This window comes from Companilactobacillus kimchii DSM 13961 = JCM 10707 (genome assembly GCF_001435445.1).
GTDB classification, from domain to species: Bacteria; Bacillota; Bacilli; order Lactobacillales; family Lactobacillaceae; genus Companilactobacillus; species Companilactobacillus kimchii.
The window spans coordinates 125,027-145,384 of the sequence record NZ_AZDH01000017.1 but is presented as its reverse complement, the minus strand read 5'-3'; the positions used below and the strand labels follow the sequence as shown (position 1 = coordinate 145,384).

Annotated in this window: 15 protein-coding genes; 6 read left to right on the top strand and 9 right to left on the bottom strand. The window is 34.6% G+C overall.

Annotated features, from left to right (window positions below; genetic code table 11):
- On the bottom strand, positions 1-3,621 hold the full coding sequence (addA, locus tag FC97_RS07675; RefSeq protein WP_056968028.1) for a helicase-exonuclease AddAB subunit AddA: 3,621 nt from the start codon (positions 3,619-3,621) through the stop codon (positions 1-3).
- Positions 3,614-7,153 (bottom strand): PD-(D/E)XK nuclease family protein, encoded by a 3,540-nt coding sequence (locus FC97_RS07670; protein WP_054642167.1) that lies wholly within the window; start codon positions 7,151-7,153, stop codon positions 3,614-3,616. The genes addA and FC97_RS07670 overlap by 8 nt, the downstream gene beginning before the upstream one ends.
- A 102-nt stretch (positions 7,154-7,255) precedes the next feature.
- On the opposite strand from FC97_RS07670, the gene mvk reads away from it, so the two are divergent.
- The 4 genes from mvk to fni are packed head-to-tail and all read left to right on the top strand — an operon-like array spanning position 7,256 to position 11,312.
- Positions 7,256-8,206, top strand: a complete 951-nt coding sequence (gene mvk, locus FC97_RS07665; RefSeq protein ID WP_087882315.1) for a mevalonate kinase — start codon at positions 7,256-7,258, stop codon at positions 8,204-8,206.
- Positions 8,199-9,164, top strand: coding sequence for a diphosphomevalonate decarboxylase (mvaD, locus tag FC97_RS07660; protein ID WP_054642166.1), 966 nt, complete (start codon positions 8,199-8,201; stop codon positions 9,162-9,164). Before mvk ends, mvaD begins: the two co-directional genes overlap by 8 nt.
- Before the next feature lie 23 nt (positions 9,165-9,187).
- A complete protein-coding gene (locus tag FC97_RS07655; RefSeq protein WP_054642165.1) occupies positions 9,188-10,267 on the top strand; it encodes a phosphomevalonate kinase in 1,080 nt (359 codons plus the stop codon).
- Entirely contained in the window at positions 10,260-11,312 is a 1,053-nt protein-coding gene (fni, locus tag FC97_RS07650) for a type 2 isopentenyl-diphosphate Delta-isomerase (RefSeq protein ID WP_054642164.1), read from the top strand. The genes FC97_RS07655 and fni overlap by 8 nt, the downstream gene beginning before the upstream one ends.
- Here the strand turns inward: fni and FC97_RS07645 are convergent.
- Genes FC97_RS07645 through FC97_RS07635 form a run of 3 tightly spaced genes read right to left on the bottom strand, consistent with a single transcriptional unit; the run spans position 11,301 to position 14,438 of the window.
- Positions 11,301-12,653, bottom strand: coding sequence for an RsmF rRNA methyltransferase first C-terminal domain-containing protein (locus tag FC97_RS07645; protein WP_054642163.1), 1,353 nt, complete (start codon positions 12,651-12,653; stop codon positions 11,301-11,303). The genes fni and FC97_RS07645 overlap by 12 nt on opposite strands.
- A 4-nt stretch (positions 12,654-12,657) precedes the next feature.
- Entirely contained in the window at positions 12,658-13,635 is a 978-nt protein-coding gene (locus FC97_RS07640) for a hypothetical protein (protein WP_054642162.1), read from the bottom strand.
- Positions 13,636-13,676: 41 nt separating this feature from the next.
- Positions 13,677-14,438: a hypothetical protein gene (locus tag FC97_RS07635; protein WP_054642161.1), complete on the bottom strand. Its 762-nt coding sequence runs from the start codon at positions 14,436-14,438 to the stop codon at positions 13,677-13,679.
- Between the two features lie 189 nt (positions 14,439-14,627).
- Between FC97_RS07635 and lepB the strand changes: the two genes are divergently transcribed.
- Together lepB and FC97_RS07625 are read left to right on the top strand one after the other, a co-directional pair.
- Positions 14,628-15,293 carry a signal peptidase I gene (gene lepB, locus FC97_RS07630; protein WP_054642160.1) on the top strand — a complete coding sequence of 222 codons (666 nt, stop codon included), beginning with the start codon at positions 14,628-14,630 and terminating at the stop codon, positions 15,291-15,293.
- Between the two features lie 36 nt (positions 15,294-15,329).
- On the top strand, positions 15,330-15,515 hold the full coding sequence (locus tag FC97_RS07625; protein ID WP_054642159.1) for an LBP_cg2779 family protein: 186 nt from the start codon (positions 15,330-15,332) through the stop codon (positions 15,513-15,515).
- 63 nt (positions 15,516-15,578) lie between these two features.
- Here FC97_RS07625 and FC97_RS07620 read toward each other — a convergent pair whose 3' ends face one another.
- From FC97_RS07620 to FC97_RS07605, 4 genes are all read right to left on the bottom strand, one after another.
- Complete coding sequence (locus FC97_RS07620) at positions 15,579-16,766, bottom strand: DUF2075 domain-containing protein (RefSeq protein WP_054642158.1); 1,188 nt, start codon at positions 16,764-16,766, stop codon at positions 15,579-15,581.
- A 33-nt stretch (positions 16,767-16,799) separates the two neighbouring features.
- Positions 16,800-16,988: a 2-hydroxymuconate tautomerase gene (locus FC97_RS07615; protein WP_025085059.1), complete on the bottom strand. Its 189-nt coding sequence runs from the start codon at positions 16,986-16,988 to the stop codon at positions 16,800-16,802.
- A gap of 306 nt (positions 16,989-17,294) precedes the next feature.
- Positions 17,295-18,797, bottom strand: coding sequence for a C40 family peptidase (locus tag FC97_RS07610; protein WP_056968027.1), 1,503 nt, complete (start codon positions 18,795-18,797; stop codon positions 17,295-17,297).
- Positions 18,798-18,810: 13 nt separating this feature from the next.
- Positions 18,811-20,082, bottom strand: a complete 1,272-nt coding sequence (locus FC97_RS07605) for a C39 family peptidase (protein ID WP_054642156.1) — start codon at positions 20,080-20,082, stop codon at positions 18,811-18,813.
- Between the last annotated feature and the right edge of the window lie 276 nt (positions 20,083-20,358).

The window sequence follows — 20,358 nt, the reverse complement described above, 5'->3', positions numbered from 1 at the left end:
TCATTTTTCTTGTAAATCAATAGCTTTACTGATCTTCAAGAAGTAAAGATATTTACCCACGACGGGTTTGTTCTTAATCACAGAAATAGCTTCTGCGTATAAATTGACTTGTCCGGAATATTTAGAGACTAATTCTTCAAAGTTTTGATCAGTTACATGATCAGTCTTATAGTCAAAAATAATTATTCCATGATCTAATTCAATTACTCCATCAATAATACCATGAACTAATATTTTATCGTTAATAGAATAGTCTTTTGAAGAGTTTTTAAACAATTTTTGTGCTGGCATTAGAATTGAACAGGGAAATTCCCGACTGACATCATTATGATGTTCGATAATTACTTGTCCTAAATTGCTTTGATAAAAATTAGCTAAGCTCTGACAGTCAATTTTTTCAGCCAATTCATCTGTTAGTAGTTTTTCATTGACCATTTGTTGAATTAAATCTTGAAAATCAGCAATTTCGGGTGTTTTATCTAATTTGATCTTTTGTAAAACTAAATGAGTAGCACTACCTACTTCAGCAGCGGTCACTTTTTTAGTCTTTGTTAAGAACTGTGGCTTTGCAAATGAACCTAAATTATAACGAGATTTATCTTCCAGCAGGTCTTCAGCCATATTCTCATCGTCCGGATCCGCAAACAAACCTTTAATTTCCGAGACTGACTGATAAGCTGTCGTATCAACTGATTCTTGATAGCGATAATTAAAATCAAGCAGTTGTTTGACAGTTTTCTTAAATAGATCCGATGGTTCTACGGGAATCTTCTTAGGAATAATAATTTTAGAAGCCAAATCATCTTTAACTTCCGGATAAACCAGATTCAAACGCAAGTTACAATGTTTATTTAAATATAGTTTATCAGAGACTGTTTCCCGATCTTCATCTGACAAGGTACTAATACCAACTAAGTCCTGAAAATTATTAGCCTTTAGACGAATGGCTTCATTAATAACACCGGTTTTAGGACTAACTTCATCCCAAGTATTGATTGTATCCTCAACTTTTTTGGTAAAACCAAACATGATTAGTTTTTGCTTTGCACGTGTCAAAGCCACATATAACAAGCGCATCTCTTCCGAAGTCGTGGCAACTTTACGTCGATTACTGATAACACTGTGTTGAATAGTACTATATTTCAAACGATTTTGACTATTAATTAGCGTGATACCAATTCCCTGGTCAGTATCAAAAACTGTTTGACCTTGAAAATCAAGCTTATTAAACTGTTTAGCCATATCTAAGTAAATTACGATTGGAAATTCCAATCCTTTAGAGGCGTGAACCGTCATGACTTTAACAGTATCATCCGTTGCTTCGATGCTATTAGGTTGTGACAAGTCTTTATCAAGGTCCTGCATCCGTTGAATAAAATTAATAAATTGATGCAAGCCTTTGTAGTTAGTTTCTTCATAAGCATTAGCTCGTTGATAAAGGGCATGTAAGTTGGCAGCACGTTGTTTACCACCAGGCATCCCTGAAACGTATTCTAGGAGACCTGTTTCTTGATAAATTTTCCAAATCAAACGGGCAATGGAATTTTTGTTGGCAAAATCGCGATAATTTTCCAATTGTAACAAGAAAGCTTGAACTTTATTATTGATATTTTCTTTTGACGTTTCAGCGTGCAAGTATTCATTTAAAGCTGTAAAGTAGAATTCTTGTTTATCCACGAGACGAATCTCAGCTAACTCTTCTTCATTCAAGCCCACAATTGGTGAGCGTAACACAGCTACTAGTGGAATATCCTGATAAGGATTATCAATAATGTTTAACATCGACATCATGATCTGTAGTTCTGTTGTTTGAAAATAATTCTGAGCATCAGTAACCATAATAGGAATATCGGCTTTAGCAAAATAAGAGATCAGATCAGTATTGTTTTCCTTAGTTCGAGAAAGAATGGCAATGTCAGAATATTTGATAGTTCTCATTTCATCTTTTTTGCCATCATAAATTTGATACTGATTTTTAATTAAGACCTGAATCCGTTTGGCTGCATTTTCAATCAATAACTGACGTTTTTCAGTATCTTCATCATCATTATTTACTAGTAAATTGAACTCATTTTCACTATCAACTATATCTGGGAAGTTAGTTCCGGGAATCAGTTTAGATTTGTCATCATAATCAATATCACCAATTTTTTTATCAAAAATTCGTTTAAAAATTTGATTAACAAAATCGTCAACTGATTTAGCCGAACGGAAATTTTTAGACAATTGAATCAATTCACTAGGATTATCCGATCTTTGAAAATCTTCATACTTTTGAGCAAAAATATATGGTGCCGCTTGTCTGAAACCGTAAATTGATTGCTTAATATCCCCTACCATGAAGAGGTGATTATCATCATTTGATAAGAGTTGGATAATTTTTTCTTGCATGGCGTTAACATCCTGATACTCATCAATCATCAATTCATGAAATTTAGTTTGATAGTAATCAAGTGCCACCATATGTTCATCAACCGGGGTTTGTAAAATTCTTACAGCCATATGTTCCAAATCATTGAAGTCCAAAGTATGACTATTATTCTTTAAACGACCGTACTCTTTGATAAACCCACGTTCAACTTCTACCAATTTGGCAATAATAGTTTGTGACTGTACTAATGATTCCTGAACACCCGCTTCCGACTGCACAAAGAAATCATTAAATAATTTATCCAATTGTCGCTTTAATTGATCACGTAACTTTTTAGATTTCTCTAAAAGAGCAAGGTCATTCCCCTCTTTGTCATCCTTGGAAAGTCGTTTGGCTGTTTTTAATTTGAAACCAATTAATTCAGTTCTGATATCGGAATACGTTTTTACTCCTACTTCATTTTCCAAGGATTCAAAATCTTTCTTAGCTACGTTGAAAGTTTCAAAGAGTGATTTATTAACCAATTCATCTTCATTTGCTAGATCAATTCCCTGATTAGTTAATTCGATTAATTGTTCTAAACGTTGTTTAAGTTGAGGAATAACATCTTTTTTGTAAAAATTTGATTCAGAAAAGCTGTCAGTAAACTGATACGTAGCAATCAAATTGTCCAACCATTGTTGTGTTTCAGCATTAGTAATCGCAAAATCATATAATTTGAAAACAACATCCTTCAAACCATCATCACTGCGGTCATCAGTAAAGTTGTCAGTTAGCTTAATAAAGTCGGGGTCATCCTTGTCATAATACTTATTTCGCAAATTATCATATGCTTGTTCTTTCATGATTGACTGTTCAGTTGTATCACTCAATAAGCGAAAATTAGGATCTAAGTCAATAACGTAATAAAACTTTTTGATAATACTTAAACAGAAGGCGTGCAGAGTACTGATATTAGCAATGGGAACTCGGAAAATTTGTTTTTGAAGATGTTTGTGAGTTTCTACGTCCAAACTTTTATCATTCACAAGTTCTTTGATTCGTTTTAGAAGACGTTCTTTCATTTCTAAAGCCGCTGCATCAGTAAAAGTAGCTACTAAAAGATTATCAATGTTTTCGCCGTCTTTTAACATTTCAACAATTCGTTCAATCAAAATAGTCGTCTTACCTGAACCAGCCGCTGCTGAAACTAGAATATCGTGTCCACGATGATAAATGGCTTTTTCTTGATCATCGGTCCATTTAGGCATCCTCTTCACCATCCTCTAAAATATTTTGTATCTCTTTAATAACGTTTTCTTTATTGTAATTGATAACGTCGTGGTATTCATTTTCTGGCAACATTGCATCAAATTCAAAAATAGGTCGATAATCGCTATATTGCAAACCAGTCATTTGTCCGTAGCGATAAGGATTCAAATTCAATTTACCAGAGTATATTTTTTCTCCTGCTTGACGAATCAGATGATCGTTATAGTTTAGAATTCTGAATAGATCTTCTTGAGAAATAACATTGTTACTTCCCTTTTTTACAACTGGTGAAGTTTTAGCAACTTTACCCTGCTTAGTAAGAGCCTGAGTATCGATATTAGCCAACAATTCCTCATCATTGACCAATAGACCATTTAGCTGGAATTGCTTAAAGATTTTATTCTGAATATCACTATCTTGAATATCCGCAGAATCGTCTAATGACTTAGTATTGATCAAAGAACGATCCAAGGTAATCAACGGATTTTGAATATGTTCGTATAAAGCTCCACCCACTTTAGCGTTTTTACGGTCTGTTAAGAGATGAAGATTATTCAGAACACTTTGAATATAAGTTGGCATCTGCATCGTAATACCATCTAGGAACTGTGAAAAATCAAAGCTTTTATTACCTGACTTGTAATCAATAATCGTTAAGTAAGTGATGTCATCCAAAACCATTTCATCAATGCGATCAATTTTTCCACGAACGTTAACTAAATGGCCTCCTGGGATCTGATAAGAAAGACCTGGTAGATCTTGTTTATTGTTGATACGACCAAAAGTAACTTCTGACTTTTCAGGCTCAGAACTGTTACGTAAGAATTGTAATTTCATATTCTTAACTAATTGAATCAAAGTGGTTTTCAACTTGTCAGCAATATACTGCATGCGGGCAGAGGAGTTAAATATTCTATTTTCTGGTAAGTCAATTTGGGCAGCAAACAGATCAGTTACCAAGTTCTGAATATCTCCGTCAGACATATCACGTAATGATCTTCCCTGCTCTTGATGTAAATACTTAACTAAGCTGTCCAAGACTGCATGGAAAATTGACCCTGTCTGTGCTGGCGTAATTTCAAATAGCCGTCTAGGTTTTAATCTCAAACCATACTTTAAGAAGTACTCATATTCGTTCATGTAAAAAGTCTCTAATTGAGAAATGGAGACATTGATATTTTTACCATATAGAGCTTCGACCGTATCCAGACTCAAACTTTGTGGAATGTTTTGATAATTCAATGAACTTAAGGCAAATTCTGAAGTTTCTGGTTCTTCATTTAATAAGACGCCACGGACATATTTCCAAGCATCTGGTAAATCAGTTTTGTTGTCTAATGCAGAACGTGAAACACGAATTAAGTAATTTAGACTGGAAGCTTTAGAACCTAAATAACGGATAACTTCATTTTCAGACTGATCATCACTTGATGGATTCAGTAGTACTAATTGTTCAATCAAACGGAAATGATTTTTAATTCGAACTACATAACTGGATAAGTCTTGTTGTTTGTTATCCTCAGTAAAATTAGGATATGTGAAGATCAAACGTTGAGAGCCAGTCGTAAAAGTAATGTCATGCAAAAATGGTTCAGAGTTATTCATCACTTCGTCTGGTTCATTCAAGTATTTTCCATCGGTTAGTTCGCCGTTGAGGAATAGTCGTTCGTCATCAGTTACAATATCATTAGAAACCGTTGTTCCAGGCATGTTATTAGTTGTCGAACCCAAAATAAACGTTATTTTTCGATTATTAGGCTGGATCATTCCGATTTCTGAGATACTGACAGCATCCAAAGTTGAAGGAATTTGTGAATAAGTGGCGTTTTCAAAGGCCGCATCCAAAATTTCAATAAAGTCTTTCGAATCAAATTCACGTTCACCAAAAACTGAAACGTATTCGTCTAAAATTTGATTAAATAAGCTGACAATTTGTTCCGGTTGATTAGCTAGGGTTAGATTCTTTTGTTCAGTTGCTTGTTTTTGCCACAATAATAATGTATCAAAAACATGATTCTGTTCTAAAAAATTGTACAGAAAACTAACACTATCAAGTGAGGAATGAGCTTTCTTCAAAAACTTCTCTAGCTGACTGTAAATATTCTTTACGAATTCTTTGATTTGATTGATCAATTGATATTCGGATATCTTAATTTTATCAACTACAGGGTCCAACTGGACATCTGGCTTAAAGCTCGGTCCCATCCAACCACGTTTGGTCGTTCCATTGGTTAAAGCATAGTTTTCGGTTAAATCGACAGCCTGACGAAAAACTTGTAGTTTATCTCTAAAAGCTTCGGGTATTAGCAATTCAGTTCGCAATAAGCTAATTACGTCGTCCACTTGTAAACCACGATTAACGATAGCAAATAGCAAATCAATCAAACGTTTAAAAGGATGATTGGCCATTTTCTTTTGTAAATCAATGAAATATGGCACTTGGTTATTTTCCATAAATGATTCAATAAATGAAGCATATTCGGATAAATCACGTGCGACAATTAGAAAATCCTTATAACGATAATCTTGAGTAGCTACTAATTGACGGATGTAGGTACTAATAGCTGAAACCTCAGTTTGTTTATCAGTACATTTCCAAATTTGAACGGAATTTTGACTATCTAGACCACTCTTCTTGATCCCACCAATGTTAGATTCAATCCAGTAGTCCTCTAATTTGCTCAAATCGGGACTGATTCTTTTTTCATCAGCAAAGTAATTTCTGGTTACAATACGATTTTGTTTAGCCATGTCATGAAGTTGTTGATAAGTTGCAGCTGGACGGAAGAAGAAGTCAGATTCATCGGTAGAATCAAAAACCGGTTGATCTAATACCAATGAAATGTTTAAACTACCGCTGTTGATTAGCATTGATTTTACCAAATTGGATTCCGTCGCTGTAAAAGATGAGAAACCTTCGATATAGAAATAGTAATGGGATGTTCCTAGCTTGGTATTTAGAAAATCAGCTAGTGAATTAAGTTGAAAGTCATTTGTGTTGTAGTTTTGAATCTGTTCTAAATAAGCTCCATACATCAAATTCAATTCTTTGATTTTATCAACAAAAATACCCTGTTGTTCCGAATTTAAGGCTAAATCAATATCATCTGGTTGGACCTGCCCATTCATGAATTCATCAAATTGGGAAATCATCTGATCAATGAATCCTGGCTTATCGATCATCCCGGCAAATATTTTTAATTCTGACTTATGTTCTTGAACGATATTCTTCAATAACATAGCTGATTTAGTTTGTGTTAAGGTTTCTAAATTATAATCACTACTGTCACGTAAAAAATACCAAGCTAATCGTGAAAACGAAAAAGTTTGGACATTGTTAGTTGCAATTAAAGAATCATTGTCTTTTTGAAAATACTTCAGAATATTGACTTCTGATTCGAATTTTATATGATTTGGTACTAAAAAGAAGAATTGTCCCGTCGGATCCTTGGTATAATCCTCTTGGAACAACTCCATCATCTTCTTATGATGATCAAATTGGTTTTTACCTAGTACGAAATTTAATGTCATTATTCATCACCCGAAAAAATTCTATCATAGTTGGTCGTTTGAAAGTGGAAATCACATCAATAGATGTATAAAATAAAGACTTAGAGAAATTGAGGTGAGCATGTGCTTAAAGGAATAGGAAAAAGTCATGGGAAAACAATCATAATGGGAGAACATGCGGTAGTTTATGGCTACCCTGCTTTTGCAATCCCTTTGTTGAGTACCCCCGTGATCGTCAAAATGCAGCAAAGTAAAGAAAATTCTTTAATTTCAAAGTACTATGCAGGAAAAATAGATAAAATCCCTGACTCATTGTCAGGCGTAAAGTATTTAATCAACTTATTAGACTCTGAGTTGAACAAGGAACATTTAAATTATACGATCAACATTGATAGTGGATTACCAATTGAACGTGGTATGGGTTCTTCAGCTGCGATTGCGGCCGCAATTACACGTGCCTTTTTCGATTTTTTCAAAAAAGATTTAGATCATAATCTATTATTAGATTACGTAAATAAATCAGAAACTGTTACCCATGGTAAGGCTAGTGGTCTGGATGCTTTAACAGTCAGTTCAGACGATCCAATTAAATTTGGTAAAGATGTGGAACCTGAACACTTTAATTTTAATTCTGAGGGTTTCATCGTCATTGCAGATTCAGGTGTTAAAGGCCGTACTAAAGAAACCGTTGCTGACGTCAGGAAGATGTACGATCAAGATCCTAAGAAAATTGGAGCTTACCTACAACAATTAGGTGACTATGCCACTCAAGCTAGTGATTACCTTATTAAAGGTAATCTCAAAAAACTAGGTTTAGTCTTTACTTTAGCCAATGAAGCCTTAACTAAATTGAACCTAGCTATTCCCAAAACGGACAGGCTAATTGAGGCTGCCAATCATGCCGGAGCTTTAGGTAGCAAAATCACTGGTGGCGGCCGTGGCGGTTGTATTATCTGTTTAGCTAGAAATCTGAAGAATGCTCAGATGATTCAAAAAGCATTGATCAAATCTGGAGCTGAACAAACTTGGATTCAACCATTATCAATTTATGCGGAGGACGAAGACATTGGTTAGAACAGCACGTGCTTTTACAAATATTGCTTTAATCAAATATTGGGGTAAAAAAAATCAAACTTTGAAATTACCATGTACCAATAGTCTTTCATTAACACTGGATCGTTTTTATACTGATACCAAATTGACAATAGCTGATAATGATCACGATACGGTCTATTTGAATCATAAATTGTTAGATGAAACTCAGAATAAACGTATTCTTAAATATTTAGATACGGTTCGTCAATTCTATAGCTTTGATGATCATTTCATCGTGGACACAGTTAATCATGTTCCTACCTCAGCTGGTTTTGCGTCTTCAGCTTCAGGTTTTGCGGCTTTAGCGGCTGCTATCAATGAAACAAAACAATTAAATTTAAATAAAAGAGAACTTTCAATTTTAGCTCGTAATGGCTCTGGTTCTGCTAGTCGTTCAATCTATGGTGGCTTTGTTGAGTGGATTGCTGGAGACAGTAATGAAACTTCTTTTGCTACACCTATTGACGAGAATCCTCAAATTGATTTAACGTTATTATCTGTGGTTATTAATAAGGGTAGTAAAAAGATTTCTTCTACCGTAGGGATGGAAAATAGCGTGAAAACCTCCCCTTTTTATCCAAATTGGGTTACACTAGTGGCTTCAGAGATAAAAGAAATTAAGCAAGCAATTGCCAAAAAAGATATCCAAAGGATTGGAGAAATTGCCGAACACAACGCTATGAGCATGCATGCTTTAACGCTTTCAGCTAATCCTTCATTTACATATTTCGAACCAGAGACGATTCGAATTTTTCAAATAATTCAAGAATTACGTCAAAAAGGCATCCTCGCATATGCTACAATTGATGCCGGTCCGAATGTTAAAATTATATGTACTAATGAATCGATTACTAAGGTTCAAAAATACATTGAGGAACAATTATCCAATGTATCTTGCGTTGTTGCTAATATTGGTAGTGGCATCCAATACATCTGATATAAATTGAAAGGTATGATATTTTGTCTACAGGAAAAGCACCTGGAAAATTATATTTGGCTGGAGAATATGCTGTTGTTGAAACAGGATTCCCCGCAGTTCTTACATCAGTAAATAAGTACGTTACTGTTACAGTTAATAAAACTCAAAATGGTGGAACTATCCAGTCAAAAAACTTAAATAAGGAACTCATTCACTGGAACCGTCAAGGAACTGAACTAGTCTTTGATGACTCCGAAAGTCAATTACAGTACATTCTGGCAGCTATTAAGTTCATCGAAAAGTACGCCCTAGAACGTGGCAAAAAACTAAGCTATTACGACTTACTAGTTACAAGTGAACTTGATTCCCAAGATGGTAAAAAATATGGTTTAGGCTCATCGGCAGCCGTAACTGTTGCCGTAGTTAAAACTTTAGGCGACTTTTATCATTTAGATCTGTTAGCGATGGATATTTACAAAATTGCTGCTATTTCACACTTATCCGTTCAAGGAAATGGAAGTCTAGGTGATATTGCTGCTAGCGCCTTTGGTGGTATTGTAGCCTACTACTCCCCAGACCGAAATTGGATTTTTAACATGATTCGCAATCATAGCATTACTGAAATCTTATCTTTAGATTGGCCCCAACTAAAGATTCAAAGTTTAGAATTACCTAAAGACCTTGAATTAACCGTTGGTTGGACTGGCTCTCCAGCTTCAACCTCTATCTTAGTTGATCGTATCGCTTTGACTAAAGCCCAAAAAGTTAAAAAATATCAACATTTCTTACAGGAAAGCCGTAAAAATGTTGAACAATTGATCAAAGGCTTTAAGAACAATGATTCAGCTTTGATCAAGAAAATGTTTAGCAAGTATCGTTCTTTGTTAGATGATTTGGCTGAATTCAGTGACGTTCATATTGAAACTGACCTACTAACCAGTCTTTGCGATATTGCTGAAAAACTTGGTGGTTCTGCTAAAACTTCCGGTGCCGGTGGTGGCGATTGTGGAATTGTCTTAAGTGATAAGAACTTAAATGTTGCTGAATTGAAAAAAGAGTGGCAAAAAGTTGGAATCACTCCTCTTACTTTAAAAATCGGAGAAATAATTGCTCATGCCTAAACAAGATGCCCAAATTCAACGTAAAGTTGAACATCTTTTCTTAGCTGAAAAATACTTCACAGACGAGTCATTTGCTGATTTTGATGGCGTTAGATTATTACATAACGCTTTACCTGAATTGAACTTGAAACAGATTGATCTTTCAACTCAATTTATAAATCGGAAAATGGCTTTACCTATATACTTCAACGCAATCACTGGTGGATCTAAACAATCGACCAGATTTAATACTGAACTATCTCAATTGGCTCACAAATTGAATATTCCTGTTTCTAGCGGTTCAATGGGAGTCTATCTTCGTTTGCCCGAGGAAACTAGGGATTCATTTTCCGTTCTACGAGATAATAATCCGGATGGATTCGTAATTGCTAATGTTTCTGCTAAAGCTAACGCTCAACAAGCTCAAACGGCTATCGATTTGATAAAAGCCAATGCCTTACAAGTTCATTTAAATGCCTTACAGGAATTAGCAATGCCTGAAGGTGATAAAGAATTTATGTGGTTGGATAATATCAAACAAATCGTTGCCTCAGTCAATGTACCTGTAATCGTTAAAGAAGTCGGCTTTGGAATGTCAAAAGATAATCTAGCCGACCTTTACAAAGTTGGTGTCAAATACGTTGATATTTCAGGCTTTGGTGGAACTGATTTTGCTCAAATTGAAAGTACTCGTAATCATGAATTGGATCTGACTTATCTAGATAGATTTTCACTTTCAACTGTCGAGTCACTTTTGGAATCCATTCCCTACCAAAATAAAATGACCATCTTCGCTTCTGGTGGTATTAGAACACCAATGGATGTTATTAAAGCTATTCGTATGGGTGCCAGTGCCGTTGGAATGTCAGGATTAGTTTTGCATCACTTACAAAAGTATTCTTTAAGTGAAACGGAAATCTTTTTTGATGAATTCATTAAACAGTTGCAATTAATCATGGCTGCTATTGGTGCTAAATCAATTGCAGATATTAAAAAAGCTCCCATCATCTTTGATGGAAGCTTAGTAAATTACGCTAAACAACGTAACATTATTTTACCGTCTTAATCCTTTAGGATAGACGTTTTTTATTTGGAAATTACTATAACGTCCCCAACTGAAAAGCTTACCTTGATAGGATAAACCGATCCATTTATTATCAAAATTTGGATGTTCTTTCAAAATGATTGATTCACCATGAAGATATTTTTCAAATTGATCATCATCTAATTCAAAAACAGTTTTTAACATCTCAGGTTTGAGTGCCAATATCCAAGCGATATCGGGCTCAAACCTATTTTTTTTGAATTCTCCCAGTTTTAAACCGTTTCTCAAGATATGTAATCCTTTGAAACGACTATCTAAACTAGCAGCCTGATATAAGAAATCACTGATGTGTAACCAGTTATTTTCAGTCAAAGTGGTTAAATTAATTTTAGCAAATTTTTGAACAAACTTGATATCATCTTTTTTCAAATTGTTGCTGATTTGGCGCTCTTTAGGTTCTTCAACTTCACCATCTTTAATCATCTTGCACATGAAATGTCCTTCACCGTTAAATTGATCAGGGAACATTCTTAAGGCTTTGGACAATTCAGGATTGTCATTACCCCACTCTGGTTTAGCGTCTTCCATGCTAGAATACTTCTTAACATCTACCAAATGCATGTCAGGATATTTCTTCAAGAACCAGTCAACGTTTTGTTCATTTTCCTCTGGTGAGAAGGTACAAGTTGAATACACTAGTGAACCACCATTATTTAATAACTTATACGCTGAATCGAGGATATGTTGCTGGCGATTAGCACATTGCTCTACGTAGTCTAAAGACCAATACTTAACCGATTCAGGATCTTTACGGAACATCCCTTCACCTGAACAAGGTGCATCCACTAAAATCTTGTCAAAAAATTGTCCAAACTTCTTTTCAAAATCCTTAGGTGAATTGTTAGTAACAACCGTATTGGATATTCCCATTCTTTCAATGTTAGAAGACAGTACTTTAGCACGCTTAGTGTTTATCTCATTACTTACTAAAAGGCCCTTAGAGGCCATTTTTGAAGCAATATAAGTAGTTTTACTACCAGGAGCCGCACAGAGATCCAGAATTTTTTCGTTTTCTTGCGGATCAAGGATCTCTGTCACATACATAGCACTTGGCTCTTGACTATAGACATAGCCAGATAAATGATCAATTGAATTACCATTTATTTCACCAAAATAACCAATATTACTGTATTCAATTGGTTGCTCTAGAGAATAAGAAACATTTTTAAAGTTAGGCTTAAGAGGATTAAGTCGGAAAGCTTCTTGGCTGTCTTGTTGAATAGCGTCAAATAGCTTGTCAGCACGCTCCCCCATTAAATTACGATATTTTTCTTTAAAGTCAGGACTCAAATCGACTTTCATTAAATTATTCACTCCGTTTTTTGGTAAAAATTATTTGTGACATTCCTATTAGGATTGTGATCAACACAGAAACTAATATGAACATATTAAATGTATTATGACTAATAATGGCAATTTTCCAATTAACTGCAGCATAACCGGCAATAAAAGGAACTAATGTATAAATCAAGTAACGAATCATTAAACCATTTTGATAATTATTCTTCAAGTCACCTGTTAAATGTGATCTAGACAGATCATATTTCAAAGGAACCAAGATATAGAAATCAACAATTACGATCAAAACGAATAATAAAACAATTCCCACTAAATACATCTCACCGTTATTGGCTGTTTCAGCGTTAGTAAAATCATCTGTCTGTGGTACATATTTATGGGATGACCTAGCATGTAGAACACTCTTGATTTTCGACAAACTCTCTTTATTGGAAAGAGCATTACCATCCAAGACCGTTGTCACTTGATTCAAATGCAGTTTTGACTTTGGTTGATTTGGTGATAGTGAGATCAATGTTTGACCATTTAAAATATCCGCACCATCAAAGCCGATATTACCGATAACTGAAATGTAGCGATCACCCATCTGAATGTAAGTTTGTCCCTGAGGTTTGTAGGATTCTAATTGGGATGATTTACCCTGTACTGCAAACGGAATTTGTGAAATAAAATCATCTTGCGAGAAATAACGTCCCGAAGTTATTGGTAATTTATTGATCTTATTATGTCCGTAGATATATCCTAGATCACTGTTACTTTTTTCAAAGAAAATTAGTTGATAAGCTGAAACTTTCTTTTTCTTACTCAATTCTTGAACTGCTGTAACTAAATTCTTTTTAGACTTGGTATGCAAAACAATAGCTTGTTCACTCATACCTAATCGGTTCATTGTATTGTTGTACTTAATTGAATCACTCTTTGAGATAGCAACGCCAGTTAGCAAAACTATCAGAAAAATAACAATACTTGATATTACCTTTTTCATAAATATCTCACCTATTATTTTATCTTGTACCTTATTCTACCCTATTTGACTAGATAAAGTTGATCGTGAACTAAATCATAATGTGAATAGGTCTGATTGATGCGTTCAATTCGAGAATCATCAATTAATTTGGCTTGATCCCAGAATCCTTTACTGTTGGTGGCACCGTATTTTTCACCAATAACCAAGAAATTTACGTCCAACTCACGAATTCTTCTCAATACTTTAATATCAATATTTTCTCGATCGGGACTCCAAGCTAAGATAACATTGTCAACTTTATTACCATACTCATCTAAAGCTTGTAAGGCATCCATCGATTCAACCTTTGTTAGTAGATCTTTACCAGTTTGATTATGAATGGCCCAGCTTAGGTCATCCGTACAGTACGTTTCTACATTCAAATTACGTAATTCTTTCGATAAATAACCATTACCGGCCATCAGTTCCAAAAAACTTTGGTCTGGAAATTCTGTTACTAAATCTTTAACGAAGTCTTGAGTAATTGTCGCCCAGTAACCAAACTTATTCTGTAATTGTGTACGGAATTCACCAAGATCGTGGTCAAATGTTTCCAAATTTTTCAAAAGAGCTTCAAAATCGGCTTCTTTAATATTCATATTCTCACGTAGGCAATCGGTAATTTCATCTTCACTCAATTCCAAAGTGGGAAAATGATATTTTGGCAATCGATGGTGCGACAAGCTATCAAAAACACGTTCTATAAATCTAATTTTGACATTGAATCTCATCCCATTAGGTAATAATGCTACATCTTGTTTTAATCTATCAATATAATTCATCTTTTCTCCCAGCTGATCCGATATTTATAATATACCGCTAATAGTTTACTAGAATCCTGATACAACATAAAGTTATAATTCTCATGGAAAAGTTAAATAATATTAAAATTTTTAGTTAGAATAATACATTTATTTCCAATAATTACGAAAAAGTGTAATATCTTAGTTAGTACATATAAGAGGTGAAACATGGCAGAAAATAATAGAAGACGTCGGCCTCAAAAGGAAGAAGAATCAGGTTGGAAGTTTTGGCTACAAACTATTGCTATGACACTTGCAATCTATGCTATTTTCTTTTTAGGGTTTAAGTACATTCTTTCTAATGACAAGGTATCAGGACCATCGATGCAACCGACCTTTGAAAATGGGGATAAGGTAATTGCTGCTAGACATTCAAATATCTCACGTGGTGATGTTATCGTCTTGAAAGCTCCAGACGAAGCCGGTTCGTTTTATATTAAGCGAGTGATCGGTTTGCCCGGGGACACAGTGGTTTCTAAGAACAACAAAATGTATATTAATGGTAAACTATATAAGGAGGACTTCCTCAAAGCTGGTTCTAAATTAAAGGAACCTGACACCAGTTTATATGCTGGTAAGCCTTATAGTTATACCTACGATTTTACTTTAAGTTCTCTAGCTAAGGATTCACCCGAATATAAGACACGTTACAGTAATTCTTATCTAAAAAAGGTCGAGAAAACTAATAAGGTCCCTGCCGGAACTTACTTTGTTATGGGAGATCATCGAACTGTTTCAAAGGACAGTCGTATTATTGGCTTTATTAATAAAAAGAGTGTCATTGGTGAAGTTAAGTGGCGTTATTGGCCATTTACTAGATGGGCAATCTTTTAGATTTAAGTTTTAAACAAACTTATTGGAGGTAGTTTCATGGATAAACCAAATATTGCTGAAATGATAATTCAGTATGAAAAAGATAAAGATATGAATGATACACAATTTGCATTCGAAAGCCATCTTTCAGTTGAACGTGTTCATAACTTGAAGTCAGGTGATTACGAAGCAACTAAAGACGAAGAAAAAACTATTTTGGAATATATTAAACTACATCAATAATGCAATATTTGTAGTTTACCCTTAAAAGCCGACAGTCAGATGATTGTCGGCTTTTTGTATACCTTATTTTTTTAATTGATCAAATATTTTTGAATCATGAAAGTAAACAAAACATCCTTTGACCCCACGCTTTAATAGAACATTCATTGAATTTAAGATAATTCTCTTCTTAACATCACTCAAATTAACAATATCGTTATCATGTCGCTTTTTGAAGGCTTCTTGATCCTCATATTTATCGATATCTATCTTGATACAATTATTTTTATCATAAACAATTGATGGCCCAATGATCACTGCCACATAGTTCAAATCGAAACCTTGAACAGTATAAATTGAACCAATTTCATTAATTGTTTCTGGCTTCTGAGCCCAAGTGGTATTGGAATAATTATATTGATCCCATGGTAGATGGAAGTTACCTTCATTGACGTAATGTTTCTTTCCATCCAGAGTCGAAGGATAATCAGCAGTTGCCACGATTCGTGACTCTCCTACTTCTTTGTTCTTCGCCCTTAAAGTTTGATACATCGTTTCAGCATCATGATAAACTCGAAAATCATAATCACTATCCATTGATAAATAATCCGCATTTTCTTGTTCCAAAGGTGTAATTTGCAAATTATCGGTTAAATCATTGATCCACTGTAAAACTTTTTGAGGTGCTTGCATACGCATTTGTGTTGTCAATGTTGCACTCTCAAAGTTAACTTGATCTGGGATGATTTGTTGTAACAGCTTATTTGACCAATAACTCTTTAATTTCAAAACCTGATGAGCATCAAAAACTAAAATTACGACTTTACTTAATTTAATAATCTCTGCTAATTGATTTTTCTGCGTAAAGTTATTGTAATTATCACTCTCGCTTAGTAGTAAATGAGCTTCATCAATTACTACTACGTCAGCTTGCTGCTGATTCTTATGCATCCGATTGATAAAAGTCGTTGGCCTAAGAAAACGATTTTTGCGTAGCTGATCAAATTCACCGGCATTTTCTTGATAAACCTTTAATAACTCGGGATGATTAACTAGAAAGTAATTATCCGTTTTATTCTGTTTTGCCAATGTTTCAATATTTAAGAATAGTTGCGTTAAGATGACACTCTTACCCGTTCCAGCATCCCCATTTAGTTGAAAAATGGACTTCTGAGGACTTTTTAATCCCTCTTTAGTAAACGATAGTATTTGATTGAAAATTCCTTGTTGTTGCTTTGTAAGGTCCTTATTTGGAAAAACTGATTCTAACATTTTACCTCCAAATTAAAAAAAGCCTTTCGGCTTTTAGTTTTCGTCACTCTTTAAGATTCCACCAACAGCGTAGTGTTCTTTAGCCATTTCATTCAAAACGACATGAACATGTTCTGCAGGAGCACCAGTGTTTTTAACAATGGCGTCAGTAACGTCTTTAACCATACCCTTTAATTGCTCAGGACTACGGCCTTCAATAAGATCAATGTGCACTAGAGGCATAATAAATTCTCCTTTATTTATACATGGCCTCGACCATGTTATTTTTACTATAAACAGTTCTATATCAAGACTTTGAGCTATGTACAGAATTTGTCTAATATTTTTATTTACAAACCGATAAGATTTTAATAAGCCAAGTTAACGCAATGAACCTATTGAAATCAATTAAATTGTAAAATAAAAAGCAACACGATTATCTCATAATCAGGTTGCTTTTTAAACTACTTATTTATTAGTATTTTAGATTACTGATTTTTTCAACATAATCATCTTCACATAACTAATTTATCAGTAATATAACTTTAATTATGCAAATACTCTCTTAACACCGGCGATATTTCCACGATTACCGTAAATTGAATGTACCTGAACGGCATATGGCCATGATTCAATCATTGTGTCACGGTTCAATAAAATACCAACGTGCCAGATAATTCTTGTTGATGGGTCAGTGAAGAAAATTAAATCTCCTCTTTGACGGTCATTAAAATTGATATGTGGAATTCTTGAATCTGCCCAGTAATCACGACTGTTCCATTCATGACCTGGTTGTGCATGTTGAATGTTTGAAATCGGTGCGGAATCAATACCTGAAGCATAAAGTGCTTGTGTAACTAATCCTGAACAATCAACACCATAAGCAGGCATACTTCCGGCACCAGAAATCCATGTCTTACCAAGATACTTGTTTGCTTGATTGATCATGGCTTCAATGTGTTGTGAGCGTGTACTTGTAATATTTGTTTGAAGTGGTGCTACATAAGAATCAATACCATACCAATCAGCTTCTGAATAACCCATAGCTTTCCATGTTACCAAATTGACGATACCTGTTACAGGTAGACCTTTTCTTGATTGAAGTGATCTAACACTTGAAGCAACTGATCCATCATAAATTGTGTGTGCATTTGAATAACCAAAGTATCTTCTAACTAGCCAAACTTTGACACCTTCAACGCCGTTGTATAAGTCATAACCAACGGAACCACCACTAGGCTTGATTTGACTATTTTGAATTTGTAGCCAACCACTTGGATTTTGATATGCGGCTCCTACAGCTGAATCATCACTGTTCAACCAAATATCATTACCAATTTGGTAGTAAGTTCTGCCGTTGGCATTATCTGTACGATTGTATTTCCAGACTGAGTTAGCAGCGTAATTGGCTTGACCGTTCTTGTAAAATCCTGCTTCATTGCGAGAATAACTAGCAGCTCCCCATGATTTAACACGAACTACACCACTCTTTTGGTGTCCGTATGTCAAAACAACATTGTCAGCATTAGCATATTCGTTTGTAGCAACACGATAGAAAGTTTGACCATTGTAGACTAACTTTTGATCAGTTAACCAGGCAGTATTTCCACCTAATACACGGTTAGAAATAGCAGTACCATCTTGAGTGTAAAGTTGTGTGAATCCTTTTGTGTCAACGATTCCCTTTAATGGTGTGATATTACTTGTTGTGGAATTAGCTTGTGTTGTTACCTGAGCTGATGTATCTTGAGTAGTTTGTTGAGCAGCAACATTCTGTGTTTGAGCATCATCATCATCGTTAGTTGTTTGTTCAGTTTGAGTAACTTGTTGATCATTTTGTTTTGTTTGAACTTGAGTATCATCAGATACTTGTTCTTGGTTTTGAGTTTGGTCTGTTGTTTGTGATTGTGAAACAGCTTGTGATTTGGTAACTTGTTCAGTTGTTTGATCAGCGTTATCTGTTATTGTGTCAGCTTTAACACTTTGTTGTGACAAAGTAACTGCAGCCAAAGCTACACCACAAGCAAAAGCAAATTGAAACTTTTTATTCATTTTTTCTTTCCCCTTAATAACTTATTGCGCGTCTTTTTTGCGTGTTCCAATTATTGATAAATTGATTAATCCCCATTTGGAGTGTTTGGTTCGTCCAGCAATCGTTGTAGTAAACATAATTTTTGTCATAACCTGTCACAACTAAAGCATGATATGGGAAACCATATAGTGTATTCCATGTCACAACAGGATGGCCGATATTAATTTGAGACTTGATAGCATTGAAAGTTTGACCAGTCAAATTCTTGGCTGTACCTGCATACTTTTCGACTAAACTCATCAAAGCTGGTGGAAAAATTGTAATTCCAGTTCCATCCCAAGGTTGCCCAATATAACCATAGTTAGGATTGCTACTACGAGGCATTTCTCTGGCCATTTGCATCTTGTTAACTTTGGCTCCGGCATATTGCAACATCATTGTTACAGCAGTAATCTCACAACCATTTGGTAATTCAGGTCGTTGAGCAATCAAAGGAACGCCTGAAATCCATTTGGCATCTTGATATTGACCTTGACTAAGGACAACATAATCCTGTGGTACCCAAGTATTACTTCCAACTTGATACCAATCTTTACCACCGAATTGAGCACGACTATTAACTTTCCAACTACTACCGGTTGGTAAATTATTTCCCAAGTAAACTGCCTTATCACCAAAGCCTTGGAAATCATGAACACTAGCACCACTCTTATAAACGACTGTTACAGTCCCGTTATATGGCTGAGCATAATCGCGATAAGTTCCCATCGTTGAATCCACATATTCAGTTGTGGCAACTCGGTAATAGACCTTGTCCTTATAAGTACGACGATAATCAGCACGCCATGCAGTATTTGGGCCTAAATAGCGGTTCGTTATTGGTTGATCATTATTATCGTGTAAATTTACAAAATTATCACTAATAGTAAATACACCATTTATAGCTTCGTCATGATAAGTTGCTTGAGCTTCTTGAACAGCTTGAGTAGATTGACTATTTTGAGTAGTAACCGGTGTCTGAACATCGTTTGAATTATCCGGTGTTGTTGCAGAAGGTTCATCTTCACTTTGTTTAACTGTATTGTTTTGAACAGTTTTTTCGTTTGAATTCTCAGGAATTTGAATCCAAACCGAATTCTTATTGCTCTCAGAAACATTGTCTGTTGTTTTTGTCTGAGTATTTGCTTGTGTTGTTATTGCTTGTTGTTGGTCATTAGTGTCTTCATCAGCTTTAACAATTGTGGTTGAAAAAAGGCAACTAGAAGCAAACAAAGTAGCATATAGCAATTGTTTTTTTATCAACATATTCTCCCCTAAAAATAAGTTTTATAAATAAGTCCTTAGCAATTTTCCGTTTTTCCCATTAATACCCCCGACATAATATGACATTAATAATTCAATACTAATAAGAATGTCATTTTTTACATGTCCCTTCAAACACAAACGACATGTAGAGTTACTGTACTTTTTCGTTATTATATTTTTTAATTTTTTAATTGTATTTTTGCGTAAAAAGTAGAGTATAAATTGATTTGATGTTTTGAATTTTTTTGTTTTTTGTATTTTATGTTTTCGTAAAAC